19 protein-coding genes and 1 pseudogene are annotated in these 19,077 nt (G+C 65.7%); 12 read left to right on the plus strand and 8 right to left on the minus strand.

Features of this window, described 5'->3' with window-relative positions; genetic code table 11:
• Positions 1–172: 172 nt before the first annotated feature.
• The 4 genes from F6X37_RS11205 to F6X37_RS11220 form a co-directional block, all read right to left on the minus strand.
• Entirely contained in the window at positions 173–427 is a 255-nt protein-coding gene (locus F6X37_RS11205; RefSeq protein WP_090805865.1) for a hypothetical protein, read from the minus strand.
• Between the two features lie 208 nt (positions 428–635).
• Positions 636–1,322, minus strand: coding sequence for an HAD family hydrolase (locus tag F6X37_RS11210; protein WP_187611332.1), 687 nt, complete (start codon positions 1,320–1,322; stop codon positions 636–638).
• 100 nt (positions 1,323–1,422) lie between these two features.
• Positions 1,423–2,868 (minus strand): cytochrome c peroxidase, encoded by a 1,446-nt coding sequence (locus tag F6X37_RS11215; RefSeq protein ID WP_187611333.1) that lies wholly within the window; start codon positions 2,866–2,868, stop codon positions 1,423–1,425.
• Between the two features lie 163 nt (positions 2,869–3,031).
• Positions 3,032–4,756 (minus strand): phospholipase C, encoded by a 1,725-nt coding sequence (locus F6X37_RS11220; RefSeq protein ID WP_187611334.1) that lies wholly within the window; start codon positions 4,754–4,756, stop codon positions 3,032–3,034.
• A gap of 289 nt (positions 4,757–5,045) precedes the next feature.
• Here F6X37_RS11220 and F6X37_RS11225 point away from each other — a divergent pair, with 289 nt between their 5' ends.
• From F6X37_RS11225 to F6X37_RS11250, 6 genes and pseudogenes are all read left to right on the plus strand, one after another.
• Positions 5,046–5,363 (plus strand): YXWGXW repeat-containing protein, encoded by a 318-nt coding sequence (locus F6X37_RS11225; protein ID WP_187611335.1) that lies wholly within the window; start codon positions 5,046–5,048, stop codon positions 5,361–5,363.
• Positions 5,364–5,607: 244 nt separating this feature from the next.
• Positions 5,608–6,198, plus strand: a pseudogene (locus tag F6X37_RS11230) (RNA polymerase sigma factor); the annotation flags it as partial.
• Complete coding sequence (locus tag F6X37_RS11235; RefSeq protein WP_184072944.1) at positions 6,195–6,611, plus strand: hypothetical protein; 417 nt, start codon at positions 6,195–6,197, stop codon at positions 6,609–6,611. The pseudogene F6X37_RS11230 and the gene F6X37_RS11235, both read left to right, overlap by 4 nt.
• Entirely contained in the window at positions 6,608–7,120 is a 513-nt protein-coding gene (locus F6X37_RS11240) for a periplasmic heavy metal sensor (RefSeq protein WP_090805856.1), read from the plus strand. Before F6X37_RS11235 ends, F6X37_RS11240 begins: the two co-directional genes overlap by 4 nt.
• Positions 7,121–7,202: 82 nt before the next feature.
• Positions 7,203–8,699, plus strand: a complete 1,497-nt coding sequence (locus tag F6X37_RS11245) for a DUF1800 family protein (protein WP_187611337.1) — start codon at positions 7,203–7,205, stop codon at positions 8,697–8,699.
• 5 nt (positions 8,700–8,704) lie between these two features.
• On the plus strand, positions 8,705–9,853 hold the full coding sequence (locus F6X37_RS11250) for a DUF1501 domain-containing protein (RefSeq protein ID WP_187611338.1): 1,149 nt from the start codon (positions 8,705–8,707) through the stop codon (positions 9,851–9,853).
• 221 nt (positions 9,854–10,074) lie between these two features.
• Here the strand turns inward: F6X37_RS11250 and F6X37_RS11255 are convergent, their stop codons facing one another.
• Together F6X37_RS11255 and F6X37_RS11260 are read right to left on the minus strand one after the other, a co-directional pair.
• The gene (locus F6X37_RS11255; RefSeq protein ID WP_187611339.1) at positions 10,075–10,638 is read right to left on the minus strand and encodes a flavin reductase; all 564 of its coding nucleotides are present in this window, start codon (positions 10,636–10,638) and stop codon (positions 10,075–10,077) included.
• A 47-nt stretch (positions 10,639–10,685) separates the two neighbouring features.
• Positions 10,686–12,104 carry an LLM class flavin-dependent oxidoreductase gene (locus F6X37_RS11260; RefSeq protein ID WP_187611340.1) on the minus strand — a complete coding sequence of 473 codons (1,419 nt, stop codon included), beginning with the start codon at positions 12,102–12,104 and terminating at the stop codon, positions 10,686–10,688.
• Positions 12,105–12,289: 185 nt separating this feature from the next.
• Here F6X37_RS11260 and F6X37_RS11265 point away from each other — a divergent pair, with 185 nt between their 5' ends.
• Positions 12,290–12,859 carry a helix-turn-helix domain-containing protein gene (locus F6X37_RS11265; RefSeq protein ID WP_187611341.1) on the plus strand — a complete coding sequence of 190 codons (570 nt, stop codon included), beginning with the start codon at positions 12,290–12,292 and terminating at the stop codon, positions 12,857–12,859.
• A gap of 18 nt (positions 12,860–12,877) precedes the next feature.
• Here the strand turns inward: F6X37_RS11265 and F6X37_RS11270 are convergent, their stop codons facing one another.
• Together F6X37_RS11270 and F6X37_RS11275 are read right to left on the minus strand one after the other, a co-directional pair.
• Positions 12,878–13,255 (minus strand): BON domain-containing protein, encoded by a 378-nt coding sequence (locus tag F6X37_RS11270; protein WP_187611342.1) that lies wholly within the window; start codon positions 13,253–13,255, stop codon positions 12,878–12,880.
• A gap of 245 nt (positions 13,256–13,500) precedes the next feature.
• Entirely contained in the window at positions 13,501–13,923 is a 423-nt protein-coding gene (locus F6X37_RS11275) for a hypothetical protein (protein WP_187611343.1), read from the minus strand.
• Between the two features lie 282 nt (positions 13,924–14,205).
• Here F6X37_RS11275 and F6X37_RS11280 point away from each other — a divergent pair, with 282 nt between their 5' ends.
• From F6X37_RS11280 to F6X37_RS11300, 5 genes are all read left to right on the plus strand, one after another.
• On the plus strand, positions 14,206–14,517 hold the full coding sequence (locus tag F6X37_RS11280; protein WP_176078901.1) for a hypothetical protein: 312 nt from the start codon (positions 14,206–14,208) through the stop codon (positions 14,515–14,517).
• A gap of 67 nt (positions 14,518–14,584) precedes the next feature.
• Complete coding sequence (locus F6X37_RS11285; protein ID WP_187611344.1) at positions 14,585–15,712, plus strand: VIT1/CCC1 transporter family protein; 1,128 nt, start codon at positions 14,585–14,587, stop codon at positions 15,710–15,712.
• Between the two features lie 269 nt (positions 15,713–15,981).
• On the plus strand, positions 15,982–17,157 hold the full coding sequence (locus tag F6X37_RS11290) for a glycine betaine/L-proline ABC transporter ATP-binding protein (protein ID WP_187611345.1): 1,176 nt from the start codon (positions 15,982–15,984) through the stop codon (positions 17,155–17,157).
• Entirely contained in the window at positions 17,150–18,052 is a 903-nt protein-coding gene (gene choW / locus F6X37_RS11295) for a choline ABC transporter permease subunit (protein WP_187611346.1), read from the plus strand. Before F6X37_RS11290 ends, choW begins: the two co-directional genes overlap by 8 nt.
• Positions 18,053–18,072: 20 nt before the next feature.
• Complete coding sequence (locus F6X37_RS11300; protein ID WP_187611347.1) at positions 18,073–19,065, plus strand: GlxA family transcriptional regulator; 993 nt, start codon at positions 18,073–18,075, stop codon at positions 19,063–19,065.
• Positions 19,066–19,077: the final 12 nt, after the last annotated feature.

Consider the following 19,077-nt stretch of genomic DNA (forward strand, 5'->3'; position numbering starts at 1 on the left):
AAGGACCGGTGGCTTTTTTCATTTGCGTGAGCGCATCCGGAACCCGACTTACCGCACGCGAAGGGGACTTCAAATAAGAGCACGAAGCGCGCGATGCGGCCCGATCGTACCAACCCGGGCCGCAACCCATGCATGATTGCGCCGTCGTACGCAGCGGCGCTGGGCCTCGTGCTTACAGCGGCACGATCTTGACCGGCTCCGGATGGCAGACCGGGGTGTAGACCGGCCCGCAGCCGTAATGCACGGGCTGGCAGGGGTTGTAGGAGGGCGGGTTGTAGTACGACGGGCCGCGAACCGGCGGTTTTTCGCCGTAACACGAAGGCGGGTATTCGTGCGGGAAACACGAGTGGCCGCCGCGCACGGACTGTGCAGCTGCGTGGTCGAGGTCGTCGCAGCGCGACAGGTCGGCAAGGGTCAAGTTCGACATGATGAATCTCCGGCAACGTTGGATGGGTATCGAGCGCGCAAATGCTTTGCGCCCGGTCGTTCCAGTTGCACGCACCATGCCATGCGGCGGGATTCAACGTCTGTGCTGGGTCGAGCGCTGATCGACCGGATCTGCGCAGTCGAAAACTGATCGGCGTTGGCCAACTTGCGGCAAGCCGGTGTCGTTCAACCGCCAACACGTCGGTCGATCAGCGCGTGCCCCATCCCGCGAGCAACGCCGGTAGCTCGGCCATCTCCCTGAAGACGTGCACCGCGCCCGCGCCATGCAACGCGGTCGCGCTGCTATGGCCGAGGTGCGTCGGGCAATAGCCGAATACCGTCGCGCCGGCCGCGACGCCCGCGGTCGCGCCCGTCACCGTATCCTCGATGACCGCACAGCGTGTCGGCTCGACGCCGAGTGCCGCGGCCGCGGCGAGGTAGACGTCGGGAAACGGCTTGCTGCGCGGCGTTTCGTGGCCGCTGAAGATGCGTCCGTCGAAGCAGTCGAGGATGCCGGCCTTCACGAGCTGCAATTCGATCTTGATGCGATCCGCGCCCGACGCCACCGCGATGCGTCCATTCAACCTCTGCTGCAGCGCGCGGACCGCGAAAGGCGCGCCGTCGATCGCGCGCAACTCATTGTCGAGCGCCACGTTGCGACGCGCACGGAACTGCGCCAGCCACCCGGCCGTGATCGCGAAGCCGGTGCGCGCCTCGATCAACGCGGCTTCGTCCCTGACCATCTTGCCGACGAAGATGCACATCGTCTCTTCGACACTCAAATGCCAGCCGAGCTCGCCGAGCATCTCGGTGAGCACGCGGTTCGTGATCGGTTCGGAATCGACGAGCACGCCGTCGCAGTCGAAGAGCACGGCGTCGAAAGGAAAATCGGCCATCGGGGAGGGTAGGGATAAGGTCGCGGACCGGCAAGGATACCGCACCGGGCCGCGTGCCGCAGCCTGGAAGCTGCAGCGCGGCGGCGTCCAGCGCGGGTGCTCAGTCCTTGTACCCGTCGCTCAGCGTCTTCATGAACGCGATGATGTCCTGGATGTCTTGATCGGTCATCGCGGGCTGGTCGCCGAACTTGCGGTCGAACGGCGCATCGGCCACATCCACGTTCGCATGGTATTGCGGCGGCAGATCGTCGTACTTCTGCACCTTGCCCGACGCATCGCGCGGATAGATTCTGTCCGGCGACGTATTGCGCAGGTTGTAGAAGTCCAGCACCTGCTTGAGGTCGTGATACACGCCATTGTGGAAGAACGTCTTGCGTTCGGCGGCATTGCGTAGTGTCGGCGTCAGGAACATGCCGCAATACTGCGTCTCCTTGGCCATGTCGGTCCGGAAGGGCCCACAAATGCCCATGTCGTAGAACTTCGGATTCCTGTTCGGCGCAAGTTCGCGATTGCGCGGCACGCCGAGCGCTTCATACTGCGTGTCGGTAAAAAGAGGTGGAAGGCCGTCCGACGTCGGCTGGCTCAGGTGGCAACCCGCGCAATTGGCCTTGTCCTTGTCGTTGAACAGACGCAAGCCACGTAGTTCGGCTTGCGTGAGGCGTGCACGTCCTTCGAGCCAGGCGTCGTATTTGCTCGAGAATGGATGGAACGCCGGGTCTTCGAATTCATACCGAGCGATCGCGAACATGGCTTCCGACACGAGCAGATCGGGATCGTTGACGACGTGCGGACCGAAGAGTTGTCTGAGCGTATCGATGTGCTTCGAGTGCCTTAGCTTGTCGGCAACCGAAGCCAGATCGGGGTTCGCCATCTCGACCGGGTTGGTCAGCGGCCCAAGCGCCTGGTCCTGCAGCGTGCTTGCCCGGCCGTCCCAGAAGAGTCCCCCTTGCGGCACCATAGCCGGCGCGGCAGGCGCAACGCCCGCGGTTTTCTGGGCGCGCTGCACGCCTAGCGCGGCCGAGGCCTGCGTATCGAGGCTGACCGGTGCGGCGTCGGTATCGCCCTGATCGGGACCGATGCTGAACGGCGCCTGGCGATACAGGTACGCGAGCGACGGCACCGGCCGATAGCCCGCTTCCGTCATGTGAAGGCCGCCCGGTTGTACCGTCAGGTCGTTGGGAGGCGAGAAAGCGTGCGCGGCGCTGTGGCACGACGCGCACGACTGTTTGCCCGACGCCGAAAGCGACGGATCATTGAACAGGTCCCTGCCGAGTACCGCGACCGCGCTAAGGGGCGCGACGGGGGGACGCTGGAGCTTGACCGGATGGGCGTTGAGGCCCGTCAGATTCTCGACCGTATCGCCGATCGCCGCGGGCATACGCTCGGGATAGATCAGCGCGTAGCCAACCAGAGCGGCGCCCAGCAGCACGATGCCCAGAATTATCCGGAGGATCAGGAGACGCCACATGCTGCTCGCAGCGCGAGGGGACGGGGCGCTTGCGGTGGGTAGTTGCGAAGACAAGGTGGCGTTCGAACGACGATTCATGGCGATAGCGGTAGTCAGGCTGAACTGCAAACAAGCACGTCGAGCCACCGTACCGGCTGGCTCGACGTCATCACTGATTGACGGGCATCAACAGCTCCGTTCCCTGAACGTCACACCGCGTACTTCCCTGTGCGGCAGAACGGACGGATAAACGGGTGGCTCCTTAGTTCGTTGCAGGAGGAGCCGACAGCTTGGTGCCAAGGTTCGTGTCGAGGTACAACGCCGGCGTTTTGCCACCGTTGGTGAAGTCGAACAGCGACGCGATGCTCCCCGTCGCCGCATCGTGCGATCCGTTGCCGATGCGGGTGCCGCCGAGCCAGTTGTCTTCGATGAACCTGACAACCGAAGCCTGAGTGATCGCCGTGTGGTCGACGTAGTTGCTACGTGCGTACGGCGAGATCACCAGAAGCGGAATACGCGTTCCCGGGCCGCAACGGCCGTTGACAGCCGCGCCTGTCACGCCGACGCCTTGCTTCGCGCCCGTTGCGTTGCAGGTGCCGGCGCCGTTCAGCTGGTCGGCGGTGGCGTCAAACGACGAAGTCGTCGGCGTCGCATAAGCGTGGTCGTACCAGCCATCCGAATCGTCGTACGTGATGATGACGGCGGTGTTCTTCCAGTCCGGCTGTTGTTGCAGGAAGTTGACGACCTTCGTGACGAACGCCTGCTCGTCGATCGGATCCGAGTTGCCCGGGTGCGCATCGCCGACGGCCGGTGCCTTCAGGTAGCTGACCGACGGGAAGTTGCCCGCCGAGACGGCCGTGAAGAAGTCGTTGACGTCGTATTGATGGTGCACCGGCGTCGCCGTCGAATCGAGCGGGTCGGTCTGTCCAATCAGCGGGGTCGACGTCGGGCGCGTGTGCGCCAGGTTGGCCGTCGTAGCGTAGTACTGGAACCAGTTGTGGTGAGGTACGTAGTCCGTCTTCGTTGCGCCGAGGACCGACGAGTAGGTACTGCGCTTGCACGCCGTGGTGCCGTTCGAGTTGGTGGCGCTCAGGTCGAAGCCGCCCATGAAGCCGCCCCACGTAATGCCTTTCGCGTTGAGGAGGTCACCAATGTTTTTGTTATTCGAGCTCAGCGTGGCCTGGCCGCTCGACGTCGAGGTGTTGCACACGTCCCCGGTCGGGTCGGAATCGCCGTTCATCGTGAAGCTGCCCGCGCCGTCGGCGATCACGTTGTCGCCTTGAGCGGCACCGTTCGCAGGAATAGCGCCGTTGGTCTGGCCGGAAACCACCTCGAGCGCGCCCGGTGTCGACGGACCGTACGTGTCGGTGTACATGTTGTCGCTCATCGCGAAGTTCTGCGCGTAATTCCACAGCGCGGTGACCGTGTTGCCGTCGAAATAGCCCATCACGAGACCCGGCGTGCCGAACGTCGAACCGCTGCCGGCGCTGTTGTTACCCGTGTACTTGGGAAACAGGTCCGCCGCGCCATTGTCGTAGGCGAGCTGTTCCTTCATGTAGTCGTGCGACTGGCCGTTGGTGTTGGCCTGGCTGCGGTCGAGGCGGAACGGATTGATACCGCTGCCTGCGGAGGCCGCGTTGTTCGCCGTGTTCAGGAAGTTCGGGTTGCTCGTCAGAAGCGAATTCTGATTCAGATTGTTGATCTGGGCCGGCGTGTTCGCCGCCGTGAACGCCGGTTCACCGGCCGGGTTCTGCGCGTTCGGATAGGTGCCGAAGTAGTGATCGAAAGAACGATTCTCACCGAAGATCACGACGAGGTGCTTGATCGGCGTTGCCGTGGCCAACGCGTCCTGGGCGGATACGGTAGCAGCCGGTGCGGAGGCCGGCGCGGATGCAGTCGAAGGAGAGCTGACGTTGCTGTTTCCGCATGCGCTCAGCACGAACAGTGCGGCGGCAAACGGAATGGGCAAAAGGGCTTTACGAAACATTTTTTGGTGGCTCCACATTCGCGGTCCAGCCCTTCCATCGATAGGTATGAACGGTGCTGGAAATTGTTGTTAGAAGCGTAACGGCCGACGCCATTGATTGCAGCCCGGGCATTGGACCATCAAAAAATGAAAGTTTTCGGGCAATACGCCGACTATTGCCTTTCGTGAGCCCGACTGTATTCGTGCTTTTTTGCCAATAGCGCGACGGATTTCTTCCGCTGCCGCGTTCAAGTAGAAACGGGGCCGTCCTGGGCGCCGACTTGTTCCAGCCTTGAAGGGAGAAATCGACATGGACACCAACCGCATCACTCGTCTGCTCGGTTCCACGCTGAGCGCCGCGCTGTGCTGCGCGGCCACGCTGACCGCCGCGCCCGCCTCCGCACAAGTGATGATCGCGCCGATGGCACCGCCGCCGCCGCGCGTCGAAGTCGTGCCCGCGCCACGGGACGGCTATGTGTGGGATCAGGGCCGCTGGCGCTGGGAGCACGGCCGCTATGCGTGGGTGCCGGGCCACTGGCAGCCGGTGCGCGTCGGCTATCACTGGGTGCCCGGGCATTGGGCGCAACGTGGGCCGCACTGGCGCTGGATCGAAGGACATTGGGCTTGAACGAGGCTTGCGATGAAAACACTCGTGATGATTCTGCTGGCGGCCTCGCTCGCCGGCTGTGTGGTCTATCCGGCACGCCCGGCCTATTACCGGCCGGCGGTCGTCGTATATTGACCGCGTACGTGATACCTGGCCCGATAGCGGCGTAGCGGCACGACAACATAACGACACGACAGCTGAAGGAGCGGCGGCAAGTGAACGACGTTGATCCCGTGATGCGGTCCTCACGCGAAAGCGCGCGCGTGATGTCGCGACCGAGCCGCACGCCTTGAGCGACGCACCACCCGATCCGGACGCCGAGCTGATCGCGCGGGTGGGCCGCGCGGAGCCCGGCGCGGTCCGCTCGCTGGTCGCGCGCAAGCTGCCGCGGCTACTTGCGCTCGCCACGCGCATGCTCGGCGATCGCATGGAAGCGGAGGACGTCGCGCAGGAGGTCTTCGTGCGAATCTGGAAACAGGCGGCCCGCTGGCGCGAAGGCGAAGCGAAGTTCGACACGTGGATGCATCGGGTCGCGCTCAATCTCTGCTATGACCGTCTGCGCGGCCGGCGCGAAGACCCGAGCGACGAACTGCCCGATTCGGCCGATCCCGCCGCGCCGCCCGACGCGCGGCTCGAAGCACGAGCCGACCACGCGCGCGTGCGCGCGGCGCTCGCCGCGCTGCCGGCGCGACAGCGCGAGGCACTCGTGCTGACCTACTACCAGGAGATGTCGAACCTCGACGCTGCCGCCTTGATGGGCGTCAGCGTCGATGCGCTGGAGAGTCTGCTGGGCCGCGCGCGGCGCAATTTGCGCGCTCAACTGGCCGGCAGCGGCCTTAGCAAGGACAAGTCATGACGCCCGAAAGATTCCATCAGATCGTTGCAGCGTACGGCGCCGACGCGCGCCGCTGGCCGGAGCGCGAACGCGAAGCCGCGCAGGCGTGGGCGCGCGCGCATCGCGACGAAGCCGATGCGGCATTGAGCGACGCGGCCAGCCTCGACGCGTGGCTCGCCGCCGACGAACTCGAGCCGCCGAGCCTCGAACTGCAGCGTCGCATCATCGACCGCGCGCCGTCCCGACGCCCAGCCGCGCGCTGGCGCTTGTGGTGGTCGGGCGCGGCGGTGGCAGGTGTCGGGCTGCTCGGCGGCGTGGCGGGGGCGTTCGCGGTGTCGTTCTTCGTGCTGACCGAGAACGCGCCGGTCGTGCATGAATCCTCGTATCTGACTTCGAGCTTCGGCGGCAGCTCCGCCGATTGGAGCGGCGAATGAACGGGCGCTCGTGGAAATTTGCGCTGCTGGGCTCGGTGGTGCTCAACGTGTTCCTGCTCGGCGCGATCGCCGGCGGCGCGTATCAATGGTTCGCCGCGCACGGTGCGAATCCGCCGGCGGCGGCGCAGGACCGGCGCGCGCTGCGGTTCGCCGCCGAGCCGCTGTCGGCGCAGCAGCGGCAGGCGTTTATCGACGGCCTGAAGAGCGCGCGGCGCGACGGCCGCCAGTATGCGCGCGACGCTCGCGAAGGGCGTCGTGAAGTGCTGCGTCTGCTGGCCGCGCCGAAGTTCGATCGCGCCGCACTCGATGCCGCGCTCGCGCGCACGCGCGCGGCCGACGTCAGCCTGCGCGCGATGGTCGAAGCGAGCGTCGCCGATTTCGCGGCGACGCTGACGCCCGAGGAGCGCGTCGAATTCGCCGAGAGTTTGAAGTTGCGCGGGCAATGGCGCGAAGCGCAGCCGGCGCCGAACGCGAAAAAACCGGCGGCGAATGCCGCATCGAGCGAATAAAAAATGCGCGCGATGGCGACGGATTTCAGCGTGTCGACCGTTTAACGGACATGCAGGGGTCCTACCTGCCGACGAGGATCGTATGGCCAACTCACCGAACCTGAATGCCGCGGCGATCGCACTGAACCGCTTCGGCCTCGGCGCGCGCGCCGACGACACGCCGCCCGCCGATCCGAAGGGCTGGCTGCTCGCGCAGTTCGAGCAATATCAGCCGCGGCCCGACGCGTGGGCAAACCAACCCGATTCGATCGCATTGTCGACGCAGCTCGTGCAGCAGCGCATGCAGATGGAGCAGCAGTCGAAACAGAAGGCGGGCGAGGAGACCAACCCGAGCCAGAATGCGAACCACACCGCAGCACCCAGCCAGACCGACGCGCAAGCCGCCAGGCAAGCCGAAAGAAAAGCTCTGCGCGTCGAGATACTCGACATGTACCGCTCGTCGGTCAATGCGCGCGTCGCAAGCGCGCTGACCACGCAGACGCCGTTCATCGAACGCCTCGTGCATTTCTGGGCGAATCACTTCGCGGTGTCGACCGAAAAGCCCGGCGTCGCGGCGCTCGCCGGGTCGTTCGAAGCGGAGGCGATTCGCCCGCACGTGCTCGGCCGTTTCGAGGACATGCTGGTGGCCGTCGAGCGTCATCCGGCCATGCAGCTGTTCCTCGACCAGACCCGCTCGGTCGGTCCCGACAGCATGGCCGCGCTGCGCGCCGCGCAGCGCAATCCGGACAACAAACGCGGACTCAACGAGAACCTTGCGCGCGAGATCATGGAGCTGCATACGCTCGGCGTGCGCAGCGGCTATAGCCAGGACGACGTGACCGAGTTTGCGCGTGCGCTGACCGGCTGGAGTCTCGTCGGCAATCCGGGGAGCGGCGGCGCCAATGCAAACCGGCGCGCGCTGGAACAGAACGGCGAACCCGGCAGCTTCGTGTTTCGTCCCGCGCTGCACGAGCCCGGCTCGCGCACGATCATGGGACGCCGCTACGACGAAGCCGGCGAACAGCAGGCGCTCGCGATCCTGCACGACCTCGCGCACGCGCCGGCCACCGCGCAGCATATCGGCACGAAGCTCGCGCGCCATTTCGTCGCCGACGATCCGCCACCTGGCGTCAGCGAACGTCTGGCCGATGCGTTCGCGCGCAGCGACGGCGATCTGCCGGCCGTCTATCGCGCGTTGATCGATACGCCGCAAGCGTGGTCGCCGGCCGCGGTGAAGTTCAAGACGCCGTGGGAGTGGACCATCTCGTCGATGCGCGGACTCGGCTGGCACGAGCCCGGCAATCTGCAGAGCGCGCCGATCCTCACGCAGCTTGGCCAGCCGGTGTGGCGGCCCGGTTCACCCGCCGGCTACGACGATATCGCCGCGAGCTGGGCCGCGCCCGATGCGCTCGTGCGCCGCGTCGAAGTCGCGCAACGTTTCGCCGCGCGCGTGGGTGACCGGCTCGATGCGCGCTCGCTCGGCCAGACCTTGCTGGCTGGCTCGCTCAGCGAGCCGACGGCCACGGCGGTGGCGCGCGCGGAAAGCGCATCGACGGCGATCGCGCTGCTGCTCGTATCGCCCGATTTTCAACGGAGATGAACGCCATGCTGTCACGCCGTCAGTTTCTGAGCGTCGCCGCCGCCGGTGCCGGCGCACTGCTCGTGTCGCCGCGGATTGCGTTCGCGCATGTCGCGACCGACCGCCGCTTCGTGTTCGTGATCCAGCGTGGCGCGGCCGACGGGCTGAACATCGTCGTGCCGTACGCGGACCCCGCGTATGCGACGCTGCGCGGGCCGCTCGCGATCGATACGTCGAACGCGCCGCATCTGGACGGCACGTTCGCGCTGCATCCGGCGCTCGCGCAGATGGCGAAGCTGTACGCGCAGCGCGAGGCGTTGTTCGTGCACGCGGTCGCCTCACCGTATCGCGACCGCTCGCATTTCGACGGACAGAACGTGCTGGAAACCGGCGGCACGTCGCCGTATCAGACGAAGGACGGCTGGCTCAACCGGCTCGCCGCGCAACTGCCCGCCACCCGCGAAAACGCGATCGCGTTCGCGCCGACCGTGCCGATGGCGCTGCGCGGGCCCGCGGCGGTGACGTCGTATGCACCGTCGGCCTTGCCGCAGGCGCCCGATGATCTGCTCGCGCGCGTGTCGCAACTGTACGAGCAGGACGCGCAGCTGCGTGCGCTGTGGGAATCGGCGATGGCGGCGCGCGGCCTTGCGGGCGACGCTGGCGCGCGCCAGGACCCGGCGAGCCTCGGCAAGCTCGCGGCCAGTTTTCTGGTGCGCGACGACGGTCCGCGCATCGCGATGATCGAGACCGGCGGGTGGGACACGCACAGCGCGCAGAACGCGCGGCTCGCGAATCAACTGAAGGCACTCGACACGATGCTCGCGGCGTTGCGCGACGGCATGGGGTCATCGTGGAGCAAGACCACGGTGCTGGTCGCGACGGAGTTCGGCAGGACCGCCGCCGCGAACGGCACGGGCGGCACCGATCATGGCACCGGCTCGGTCGCGATGGTGCTCGGCGGGTCGGTGCAGGGCGGACGCGTGATTGCCGATTGGCCGGGCCTCGCGCCGCATCAGCTGTATCAGTCGCGCGACCTGAAGCCGACCGCCTCGCTCGATGCGTTGATCGCCGGCACCGCGAGTGAAAGTCTCGGGCTCGATCCCGAACGGACGGCGGCAGCGCTGTTTGGCCGGACCATGGCGGGCAGACCGATGACGGGCGTCGTGCGGGCGTGACGCGTTGATCGCACAACGGCGTGCAATGACGATGGGACGGAGGTGTGATGGGCGATCGAGGATTCCGTGGGCGAGCGACCTGCGATCGCGGCGGACGGGCGTTCGCGTCGCGTCGGCGTGGCGAGTCGCGTGAGCCGACGCTGACTGCTTTGCTCGACGCGTTGATCGTCGGTGCAGCGAGCGAAAGTATTGCGCTCGATCCGGAGCGCACCGCGGCCGCGCTATTCGGCCGGACGATCGCGGCCGGGCCGTTGGCGAGGGTGGGGCGGGGCAGGTGAAGCGGCGGGCGTCGCGTGAACCGAGCGCTCGCCGACGCGATGATAGCGGCGGCCGTAGTAGATCAGCGCATCGCCCGCGTCCTGCGTGCGCGCGGCTTTCACCGCGCAGAAGAACACCGTGTGCGTACCGACTTCGGTCACCGACTCGATCTCGCAGTCAAGCGACGCGAGCGCGTCCTGCAACACCGGTGCGCCGGTTGCGAGGTCGTCCCATTGCGCGGCGGCGAAGCGCTCTTCGATCGCGAGCGCGCTCGTGGCGAAGTGCGCGGCAAGCGCCTGCTGCTCGGCGCTCAGCACGTTCACGCAGAGCTTGCCGTTGCTGCGAAACGCCGCGTTGTTGCGGCTGCTGCGGTTGATGCAAACGAGCAGGGTGGGCGGCTCGTCGGTGACGCCGCAGACCGCCGACGCGGTGCAGCCCGCAAGGCCGGCTTTGCCGTCGCTGCTGATGATGTTGACGGCCGCGCCAAGCCCGGCCATCGCGTCGCGGAACGTGCTCTTGTCAAGCATGGGGGCCTCTGCTGGAAGTCGGGTTCGCCAAAACAACGGTGGTCGAGTTAGCCGCGAGGCTCGTCGTCCAGCGCCGCCGCGCAAGCCGGCGAACGGAAGCGCGCCGCCGTGTGGCTCTCAGGCAGCCGCGCATGGCCGAACAGCTTTTCGCGCAGCGTGCCGTCACGATACGCGCGCTTGTACGCGCCACGCTCCTGCAGCAGCGGCACGACCAGTTCGATGAAATCGTCGAAGCACTCGGGCACGACGGTGCGCGACAGATTGAAGCCATCGACGCCGGTTTGCTCGGTCCACGCGATCAGATCGTCGGCGATTTTGTCGGCCGAACCGACGAGCGGCTGCTGGCGGCTGCCGAGCACCATCTGTTCGAGCAGCTTGCGCTTCGTCCATTGCGGACCGGCCGCGCGCGTCATCGCTTCGACGTTCGACACGATCGCCTGGCTCTTGCCCGTTTCGATCGGCTCGTCGAGGTCGTAGCGCGCGAAGTCGATGCCAAGCGACGCGGCCGCATGCACCAGCGCCGCCTCCGAGCTCACATAGCGGCGGTACTCCTCGAATTTCTCCCGCGCCTCCTGATCGGTGCGGCCCGTGATCACGGTCTGGCCGAGCAGTACCTTGATGTCGTCGGCGCGGCGGCCGCCGGCGACCGCGTGCGCGCGGATGTCGTCGACGATCGTCTTGACCGCCGGCTTCGCCTGGCCGTTGACGAACACGCACTCCGCGTGTGCCGCCGCGAACTGTTTGCCGCGCGCGGACGAACCGGCCTGATACAGCACCGGCGTGCGCTGCGGCGACGGCTCCGCGAGGTGCATCGCATCGACGCGGTACTGCTTGCCGTGGTGATGGATCACGTGGACTTTCGACGCGTCCGCATAGACGCCGCGCGCCTTGTCGCGCAGCACCGCGCCGGCCTTGTCGCGCAGCACCGCGCCGTCTTCCCAGCTGCATTCCCACAGCTTGTACACGAGCTCCATGTACTCGTCGGCGAGATCGTAGCGGTCGTCGTGCGCCATCTGGCCGCTCAGGCCGATCGCGCGCGATGCGCTGTCCAGATAGCCGGTCACGATGTTCCAGCCGACCCGGCCGCGCGTCAGATGATCGAGCGTCGACATGCGGCGCGCGAACAGAAACGGCTGCTCGACCGACAGATTCGACGTGACGCCGAACGACAGATGCCGCGTGAGCGCGGCCATCGCCGGAATCAGCAGCGTCGGATCGTTGACCGGCACCTGCACGGCGCCGCCGATTGCCGCGTCCGGGCTGGCGCCGTAGACGTCGTAGACGCCGACCACGTCCGCGAAAAAGATGCCGTCGAACAGGCCCGCTTCGAGCTTGCGCGCGTAGTCGGTCCAGTACTGCAGATCCGTGTAGCGTGTGGACTGATCGCGCGGATGGGTCCACAGCCCTTGCTGGATGTGGCCTACGCAGTTCATGTCGAACGCGTTGAGAACGATTTCCTTCGGCATGGTGTGTTCCTGCTGACGAGCGGGTTCGGGCGATGGCGTTGCGTTTAATATAGTGGACGAAAAATCACTATGCAAGACATGATTCGCTGACGTGGATGAGGGCGCTTTGAACGCCGTTTGCACGCCCGCCGCCGCATCGCATCGATATAATTTCGCGGTACTCACCTCTGCACCGACAACTCGCCATGTCCGAAACTTCCGCCATCGATCTGACCCAGGCGATCTCCGCGCGCGTGAAGACCGAGCGCGAGGCGCGCAACTGGTCGCTCGCCGAGCTGGCCGAGCGCTCGGGTGTATCGAAGGCGATGATCAGCAAGATCGAGCGTGGCGAGGCGAGTCCGACCGCGACGGTGCTCGGGCGGCTGTCGGGCGCGTTCGGGCTGACGCTGTCCACGTTGCTCGCACTCGCCGAGCAGACCGGCGAGCGGCTCGTGCGTCATGCGGACCAGTCGCTGTGGGAGGACCCCGAAACCGGCTATACGCGGCGGCGTATTTCACCGCCGACCGGCGGCGTGCTGGAACTGCTCGAAATCGAATTGCCGGCTGGGGTCAGGGTGCCTTATCCGTCGGATGCGTTCGTGTTTCAGCATCAGCAGATCTGGGTCACGCAAGGGGTGCTGACGTTTCGCGAGGGCGCGCTCACGCACCGGCTCGAAGCGGGGGATTGTTTGCAACTCGGTGCGCCGGTCGAATGCGAGTTCTTCAATGCGGGCACCGAGGTGTGCAGATATGTGGTGGGCTTGGTGCGGCGCTGAGTTGCGTCCAGCTTGTGCTCAGCTCCCGCCACTCCCGCGGGATGGCAGGCTCAGGGTGAGTCTGTTGGTCACCGAGGTCACGCCCGGCACGCCTTTCGCAACATCGCCGGCCTGCTGGATCATGTCGCCCTGAGGCACCGAGCCGGTCAACGTCACCGCGCCGCCGCGCGCCCGCACGAACACGTTCGATACATTGAAGCCCGGCGCTTTACCGAGCGCGCGCCGCACGTCGCGGCCGAGCTTGCGATCCGCCGCACGCGTCGACGGGGCGGTCGTGGCCGGCGCGGCTGCCGTGGCGGCGGGCGCCTGCGCGTCGCTCGCCTGGGCATAGGCGCTGGATGCGGTTGCCACGCACAATGCAATACCGAACACCTTCAAAAGATTGACTGTTTTCACTGTTTCACCATCCTCGATAAGTTGATGTCGCTTCGTTGCATGTTAGAAACGCCGCGCTTTGTCGAGCAGGTCTGGACTCTGGGAAGCGTCTGTCTTGTAGAGGAGTGGTGGTGTTGGCGCTTCCGGCGCGGTTAAAAGATACTCCTGACGGCGCGGACATGCCAAAAAACTGAATCGCGGAAGGAAGTGCGTGCGGCTTGATTCCAGCACGGTGAGACACAGGCACTGGCATACGACGCAGCCGACTATAAGTGCGGGCGCGCGGCGGCTAGTTCGTCCCAGAACGACGGAGGTAACGAAATACTCGAATCTCCTTCACCGCCATCTCCGCGGGAAAATTCGACGGACGGACCGAGATAACGGGGCGGCGAATACGGATTCAGCGAGTATCGCAGACCCGTTGACCAGAAGAGATCGGGGACTGGCGTGCTGAACGTGCGCTGTGCAAGCAGCTTCCCGGTTTTTGCATCGAATAGCCGGCCGACATATTCAGGGCTTCCACTGCGGCCCGGAATCCATCGCAACAGGCAAAGCTCTGCCGTGTACAGGCCGTGGACAGGTGCCGATTTGCGACACTCGCTTCCTTGCGGAGTATGGTCGAACAGACCGAGATAAAGCACGGCAATGAGACCCGCTAACAATGCGACACGCGTAGAGATGCGTTTCATAGATAGAGCACGATCGGCGGAAAGATGTGAACGAAGCGACGGTCCGAGTAGAGGATGAAATCGATCCGCGCCACTATTGTTCATGAGTCAATCTCGGCAAAACCCGGAGAATTCTGAAAACGAGGCCGCCAAGGGCCGTCCACGCTCCCGACCCGCATCCCGCTATTTGGCAGTAAGCTCCCGTTGACGGGTTCGTGTGGAGGCTGCGCGACCCGGCGTGTGGTTCACGATTCGCAGACGCAACTCGTACGTTATTGCCAATTTTTTCAGGGGATATCAGTGATGAAGAGCTTCGCCATTAAACGAATCATGCTGGGGGTTTCGGCCGTCGCACTGATGGCCGGTACGATTCCGCTCGCGCTCGCGCAGGGCTCGACGGATGCCGCAGCCCAGGAAGGCGCGACGACGACCACCCCAAAGCCGACCAAGGCCGAGCGCAAGGCAGAGCGCAAACAGGCCCGCGCGAAAAAGAACGCCGAGTTGAAGAAACTCGAAGACGCGGGCTACCAGCCGGCGCAGAACGATCCGAACTATCCGGACAAGCTGCAGGCAGCCCAGAAGAAGGCCGGCGTTGGTGCGCCTGCCAGCCAGTAACGGACAGGCGGACGCCCGGCGTGGCATTCATCGTTGATGAGGCGCCGGGCAGTTGCGAGGCGCGATCATGGCAACGAAACATGAAGTGAAACGCTACAAGGCGAATCTCTCCGACGAACTGCACAGCGCCGCCCTCTATGAGACGCTCGCACAGGTCGAGAAAGACGAGACCCGCAAGCAGGTCTATCAGGATCTCGCGCAATCCGAACACAGCCACGCGCAAGTGTGGGCCGACAAGCTCAGAGCCAATGGCATCGAACCGAAGGGCCGTGGCCATGCGGTCAAGACGCGTCTGATGAAGGGGCTCGTGCGCGTGTGCGGGGCGGACTTCGTGCTGCCGACGCTCGCCGCAGCCGAATACGCGGACCGCAACAAATATCAAGGCCAACGCGACGCGGGCCACATGTCGGCCGACGAACATCATCACGCGGCCATCGTGCAGACGCTCGCGAGCACCGGCAATGCCAACCTGTCGTCCGGCGCGCGCATTGCCGCGGCCGAGTCGTGGCACAAGGGCGCCGCGTCGGGCAACGATCTGCGCGCGGCGGTTCTCGGCGCGAACGATGGCCTCGTGTCCAACTTCTGCCTGATCATGGGCGTCGCCGGCGCGGGCACCGGCAACAAGGCGATCCTGTTGACCGGCCTCGCCGGGCTGATCGCCGGTGCCTGTTCGATGGCGCTCGGCGAATGGCTGTCGGTCACCAATGCGCGCGAACTCGCGAGCACGCAGATCGCCAAGGAAGCCGAGGAGATCGAAGAACAGCCCGAAGCGGAGGAGCACGAGCTCGCGCTGATCTACCGCGCGAAAGGGCTCGACGCGAGCGAGGCGAAACGCGTGGCCTCGCAGATGATGCGCGACAAGGACAAGGCGCTCGACACCCTCACGCGCGAGGAGCTCGGTCTCGATCCGGCGGAACTGGGCGGCAATCCGTGGTCGGCGGCGGGTGTGTCGTTCTGCTTGTTCTCGCTCGGCGCGATTTTCCCGGTGATGCCTTTCCTGTGGACGCGCGGCGTCAGCGCAATCGTGCAGTGTGTCGTGCTGAGCATGCTGGCGCTCGCGTTGATCGGCGTGTTCACGTCGTTGTTCAACGGACGCAGCGCGGGGTTTTCGGCGCTGCGCCAGATCGTCATCGGGCTCATCGCGGCAGGGTTCACGTTCGGCGTCGGGCGCTTGCTGGGCGTGTCGATTTCCTGAACCCCGCGCCTCCAGGCCTCTCGCGCGCGCCGCCGTCCGGGAGCGCCGCTTGCTCTGTTGCGACACGCTCCGTGCGCGGGCCAACCCGCGTCAATCCTTTCTCCCACATCGTTCTCCCAAGGGTTTGCTCGCCGCGCCGAACGTCCACGGCATGACCGGGTGTCGCATTTCCTCATGTGGTTGTCGGAATTAGTCGGTTAGCCGCACTTTTTTCTGGCAACTATGTAGGCACAGCGCGGACGGACGTCCGCAAGCGAGGAGAGCACTCGATGAATTCCCCCAAGGTCGTGGTCGAAGGGCTGTGCAAGGTGTTCGGCAGCAACCCGAAACAGGCGCTCGCGATGCTGGCCGGCGGCGCCACGAAAGAAGAGGTGTTTGCCCGCACCGGTCAGATCGTCGGCGTCCACAACGCATCGTTCGAGGTTCGCGAGGGCGAGATCTTCGTGCTGATGGGCCTGTCCGGCTCGGGCAAGTCGACGCTGATTCGCCTGATCAATCGGCTCGTCGAGCCCAGCGCCGGCAAGGTGCTGATCGACGGCCGCGATGTCGCGGGCGTGCCGCGCGCCGAGCTGACCGCGCTGCGCCGCAAGGACATGAGCATGGTGTTCCAGTCCTTCGCGCTGATGCCGCAGCGCAACGTGCTGGCCAACACGGCGTTCGGCCTCGAAGTCGCGGGCGTCGGCCGCAAGGAGCGCGAGGCGCGGGCGCTGACGGTGCTCGAACAGGTCGGCCTTGCACCGTTCGCGCAGAAACTGCCGGCCGAGTTGTCGGGCGGCATGCAGCAGCGCGTCGGGCTCGCGCGCGCGCTCGCGGTCAACCCGTCGCTGATGATCATGGACGAGGCGTTCTCCGCGCTCGATCCGCTCAAGCGCAAGGAGATGCAGAACGTGCTGCTCGATCTGCAACGCGAGCAGCAGCGCACGATCCTGTTCGTGTCGCACGATCTGGAGGAGGCGATGCGCATCGGCACGCGCATCGCGATCATGGAGGGCGGGCGCGTGGTGCAGATCGGCACGCCGCGGGAAATCATCAAGAACCCGGCCGACGACTACGTGCGAGCGTTCTTCGAAGGCATCGACACGAGCCGCTATCTGACGGCCGGCGATCTGATGCAGACCGACGACGTGCCGCTGATGCACGCGCCGCAGATCGACGCGTCGAGCGTCGCCGCGACGCTCAACGGCAGCGCCGACTACGCGTTCGTGCTCGATAGCGAGCGCCGGATTCGCGGCTTCGTGTGCCGCGATGCGACGGGCAGCGCGTCGCCGCAGCTCAACCAGATCGAATGCATCCGCCGCAGCACGCCGCTCGACGACGTGGTCGCGCGCGTGGTGGCGAGCCGCGCGCCGCTGCCGGTCGTCGAAGCGGACGGCTCCTACTGCGGTTCGGTCAACAAGACGAACGTGCTGAACGTTCTCACGCGCCATCGAGGTTCTCATGTCTGAAGTCATTCCAGTTGGCGCGTGGGTCGATCACGGCGTTCACTACCTGCTCGATCACGACGCGCAGACCTTCGACACGATCGGCAAGGTCATCGAGAGTTTCGCCGCGGCGGTCGAGCACGGTTTGCAGGCCGTGCCGATGTGGGCGCTGATGGCGTTTTTCGTCGGCATCGGCTTGTGGCGCGTCGGCTGGCGCTTCGCGCTGTTCACGCTGGCGGCGCTGCTGCTGATCTACGGCACCGGCTTCTGGGATCAGATGGTGATCACGCTCGGCCTCACGCTGTCATCGACGGTGATCAGTCTCGTGCTCGGCGTGCCGCTCGGCATCTGGACGGCGAAGAGCCGCGCCATCGAAATGATCGTGCGCCCGGTGCTCGATCTGATGCAGACGATGCCCGCGTTCGTCTACCTGATTCCGGCCGCGATGCTGTTCGGTCTCGGCCGCGTGCCGGGCATCCTGTCGACGGTGATCTTCGCGATGCCGCCCGCGGTGCGTCTGACCGCGCTCGGCATCAAGCACGTGAATCGCGAAATCGTCGAAGCGGGACAGGCGTTCGGCTGCACGCCGTCGCAACTGCTGTACAAGGTGCAGTTTCCGAACGCGCTGCCGTCGATCATGACCGGCGTGAACCAGACCATCATGATGGCGCTGTCGATGGTGATCATCGCGTCGATGGTCGGTGCGGGCGGCCTCGGTAACGACGTGCTCGCGAGCATCCAGCGGCTCGATATCGGACTCGGCTTCGAAAGCGGGATGTCGGTCGTGATGCTGGCGATCATTCTGGACCGCATCACCGAGAGCTTCGGCCGGGCGCCGGGCAAGGTACGCGCGCCCCTGTTCGCCGGTTTGCGCAATGCGATGAAAGTGCGCCGCGAGCCGGCGGCGCAACACGGTTGATGGCCTGATTCGATACGTCCATGAAGCGCGACGCAATCGCCTCCGCCGAAGCCGATGCGCGGCTGTGCGCCGTCGCGCACGTCGGCTTCCTGACGCTGCCGAACTTCTCGATGATCGCGTTCACGAGCGCGGTCGAGGTGCTGCGCATGGCGAACTACGTGGGCCGCGCGCAGCACTACCGGTGGTCGGTGATCACGCCGGACGGCGAGCCGGCGCGCGCGAGCAACGGCATCACGGTGAAACCGACCACCACGCTCGCCGAGGCCGGCATGCCGGACCTGCTGTTCGTGTGCGCGGGCTGGCACGTGCGCGAGTATGTGAACGACGCGGTGATCGCGCTGCTGCGCGAGGCGGCCGCGCACCGCGTGCCGCTCGGCGGGATCTGCACGGGTCCGTATGCGCTGCTCGCGGCCGGGCTGCTCGACGGCTATCGCGCGACCGTGCATTGGGAGGACATGTCGCCGTTGCACCAGCGCTATCCGCATGTGCATTTCGACGACGAACTGTTCGTGATCGACCGCGACCGGCTGACCTGCACCGGCGGAACCGCGCCGCTCGATCTGATGCTGCATCTGGTGGGCATGCGGCTGGGGGCCTCGGTGGCCGCGCAGGTGTCCGAGCAATTCATCGTCGAGCGGATTCGCGGCTCGACCGATTACCAGCACATTCCGGTCGACGCGCGGGTCGGCCTGTCGCGCACCGAACTGATCGAAGTGGTGCGGCTGATGGAAGCGAACATCGAGGAGCCGCTATCGCTCGACGAACTCGCCCGGCTCGTCAACCTGTCGCAGCGTCATTTGCAACGGATGTTCAAGCTATTCCTGAACGTGTCGCCGACGCATTACTACCTGAGCTTGCGGCTGCGCCGCGCGCGCGATCTGCTGCGCAATACCGATGCGTCGATCGCGCGCGTGACCACGGTGTGCGGTTTTCATTCTCCGTGCCATTTCAGCAAGGCCTATCGCGCGCAGTTCGGGCATGCGCCGAGCGTCGAGCGGCGCATGCCGGAGTAGCGGGTGCCGCGG

It is taken from the genome of Paraburkholderia sp. 31.1 (assembly GCF_014397645.1).
GTDB lineage: Bacteria > Pseudomonadota > Gammaproteobacteria > Burkholderiales > Burkholderiaceae > Paraburkholderia > Paraburkholderia tuberum.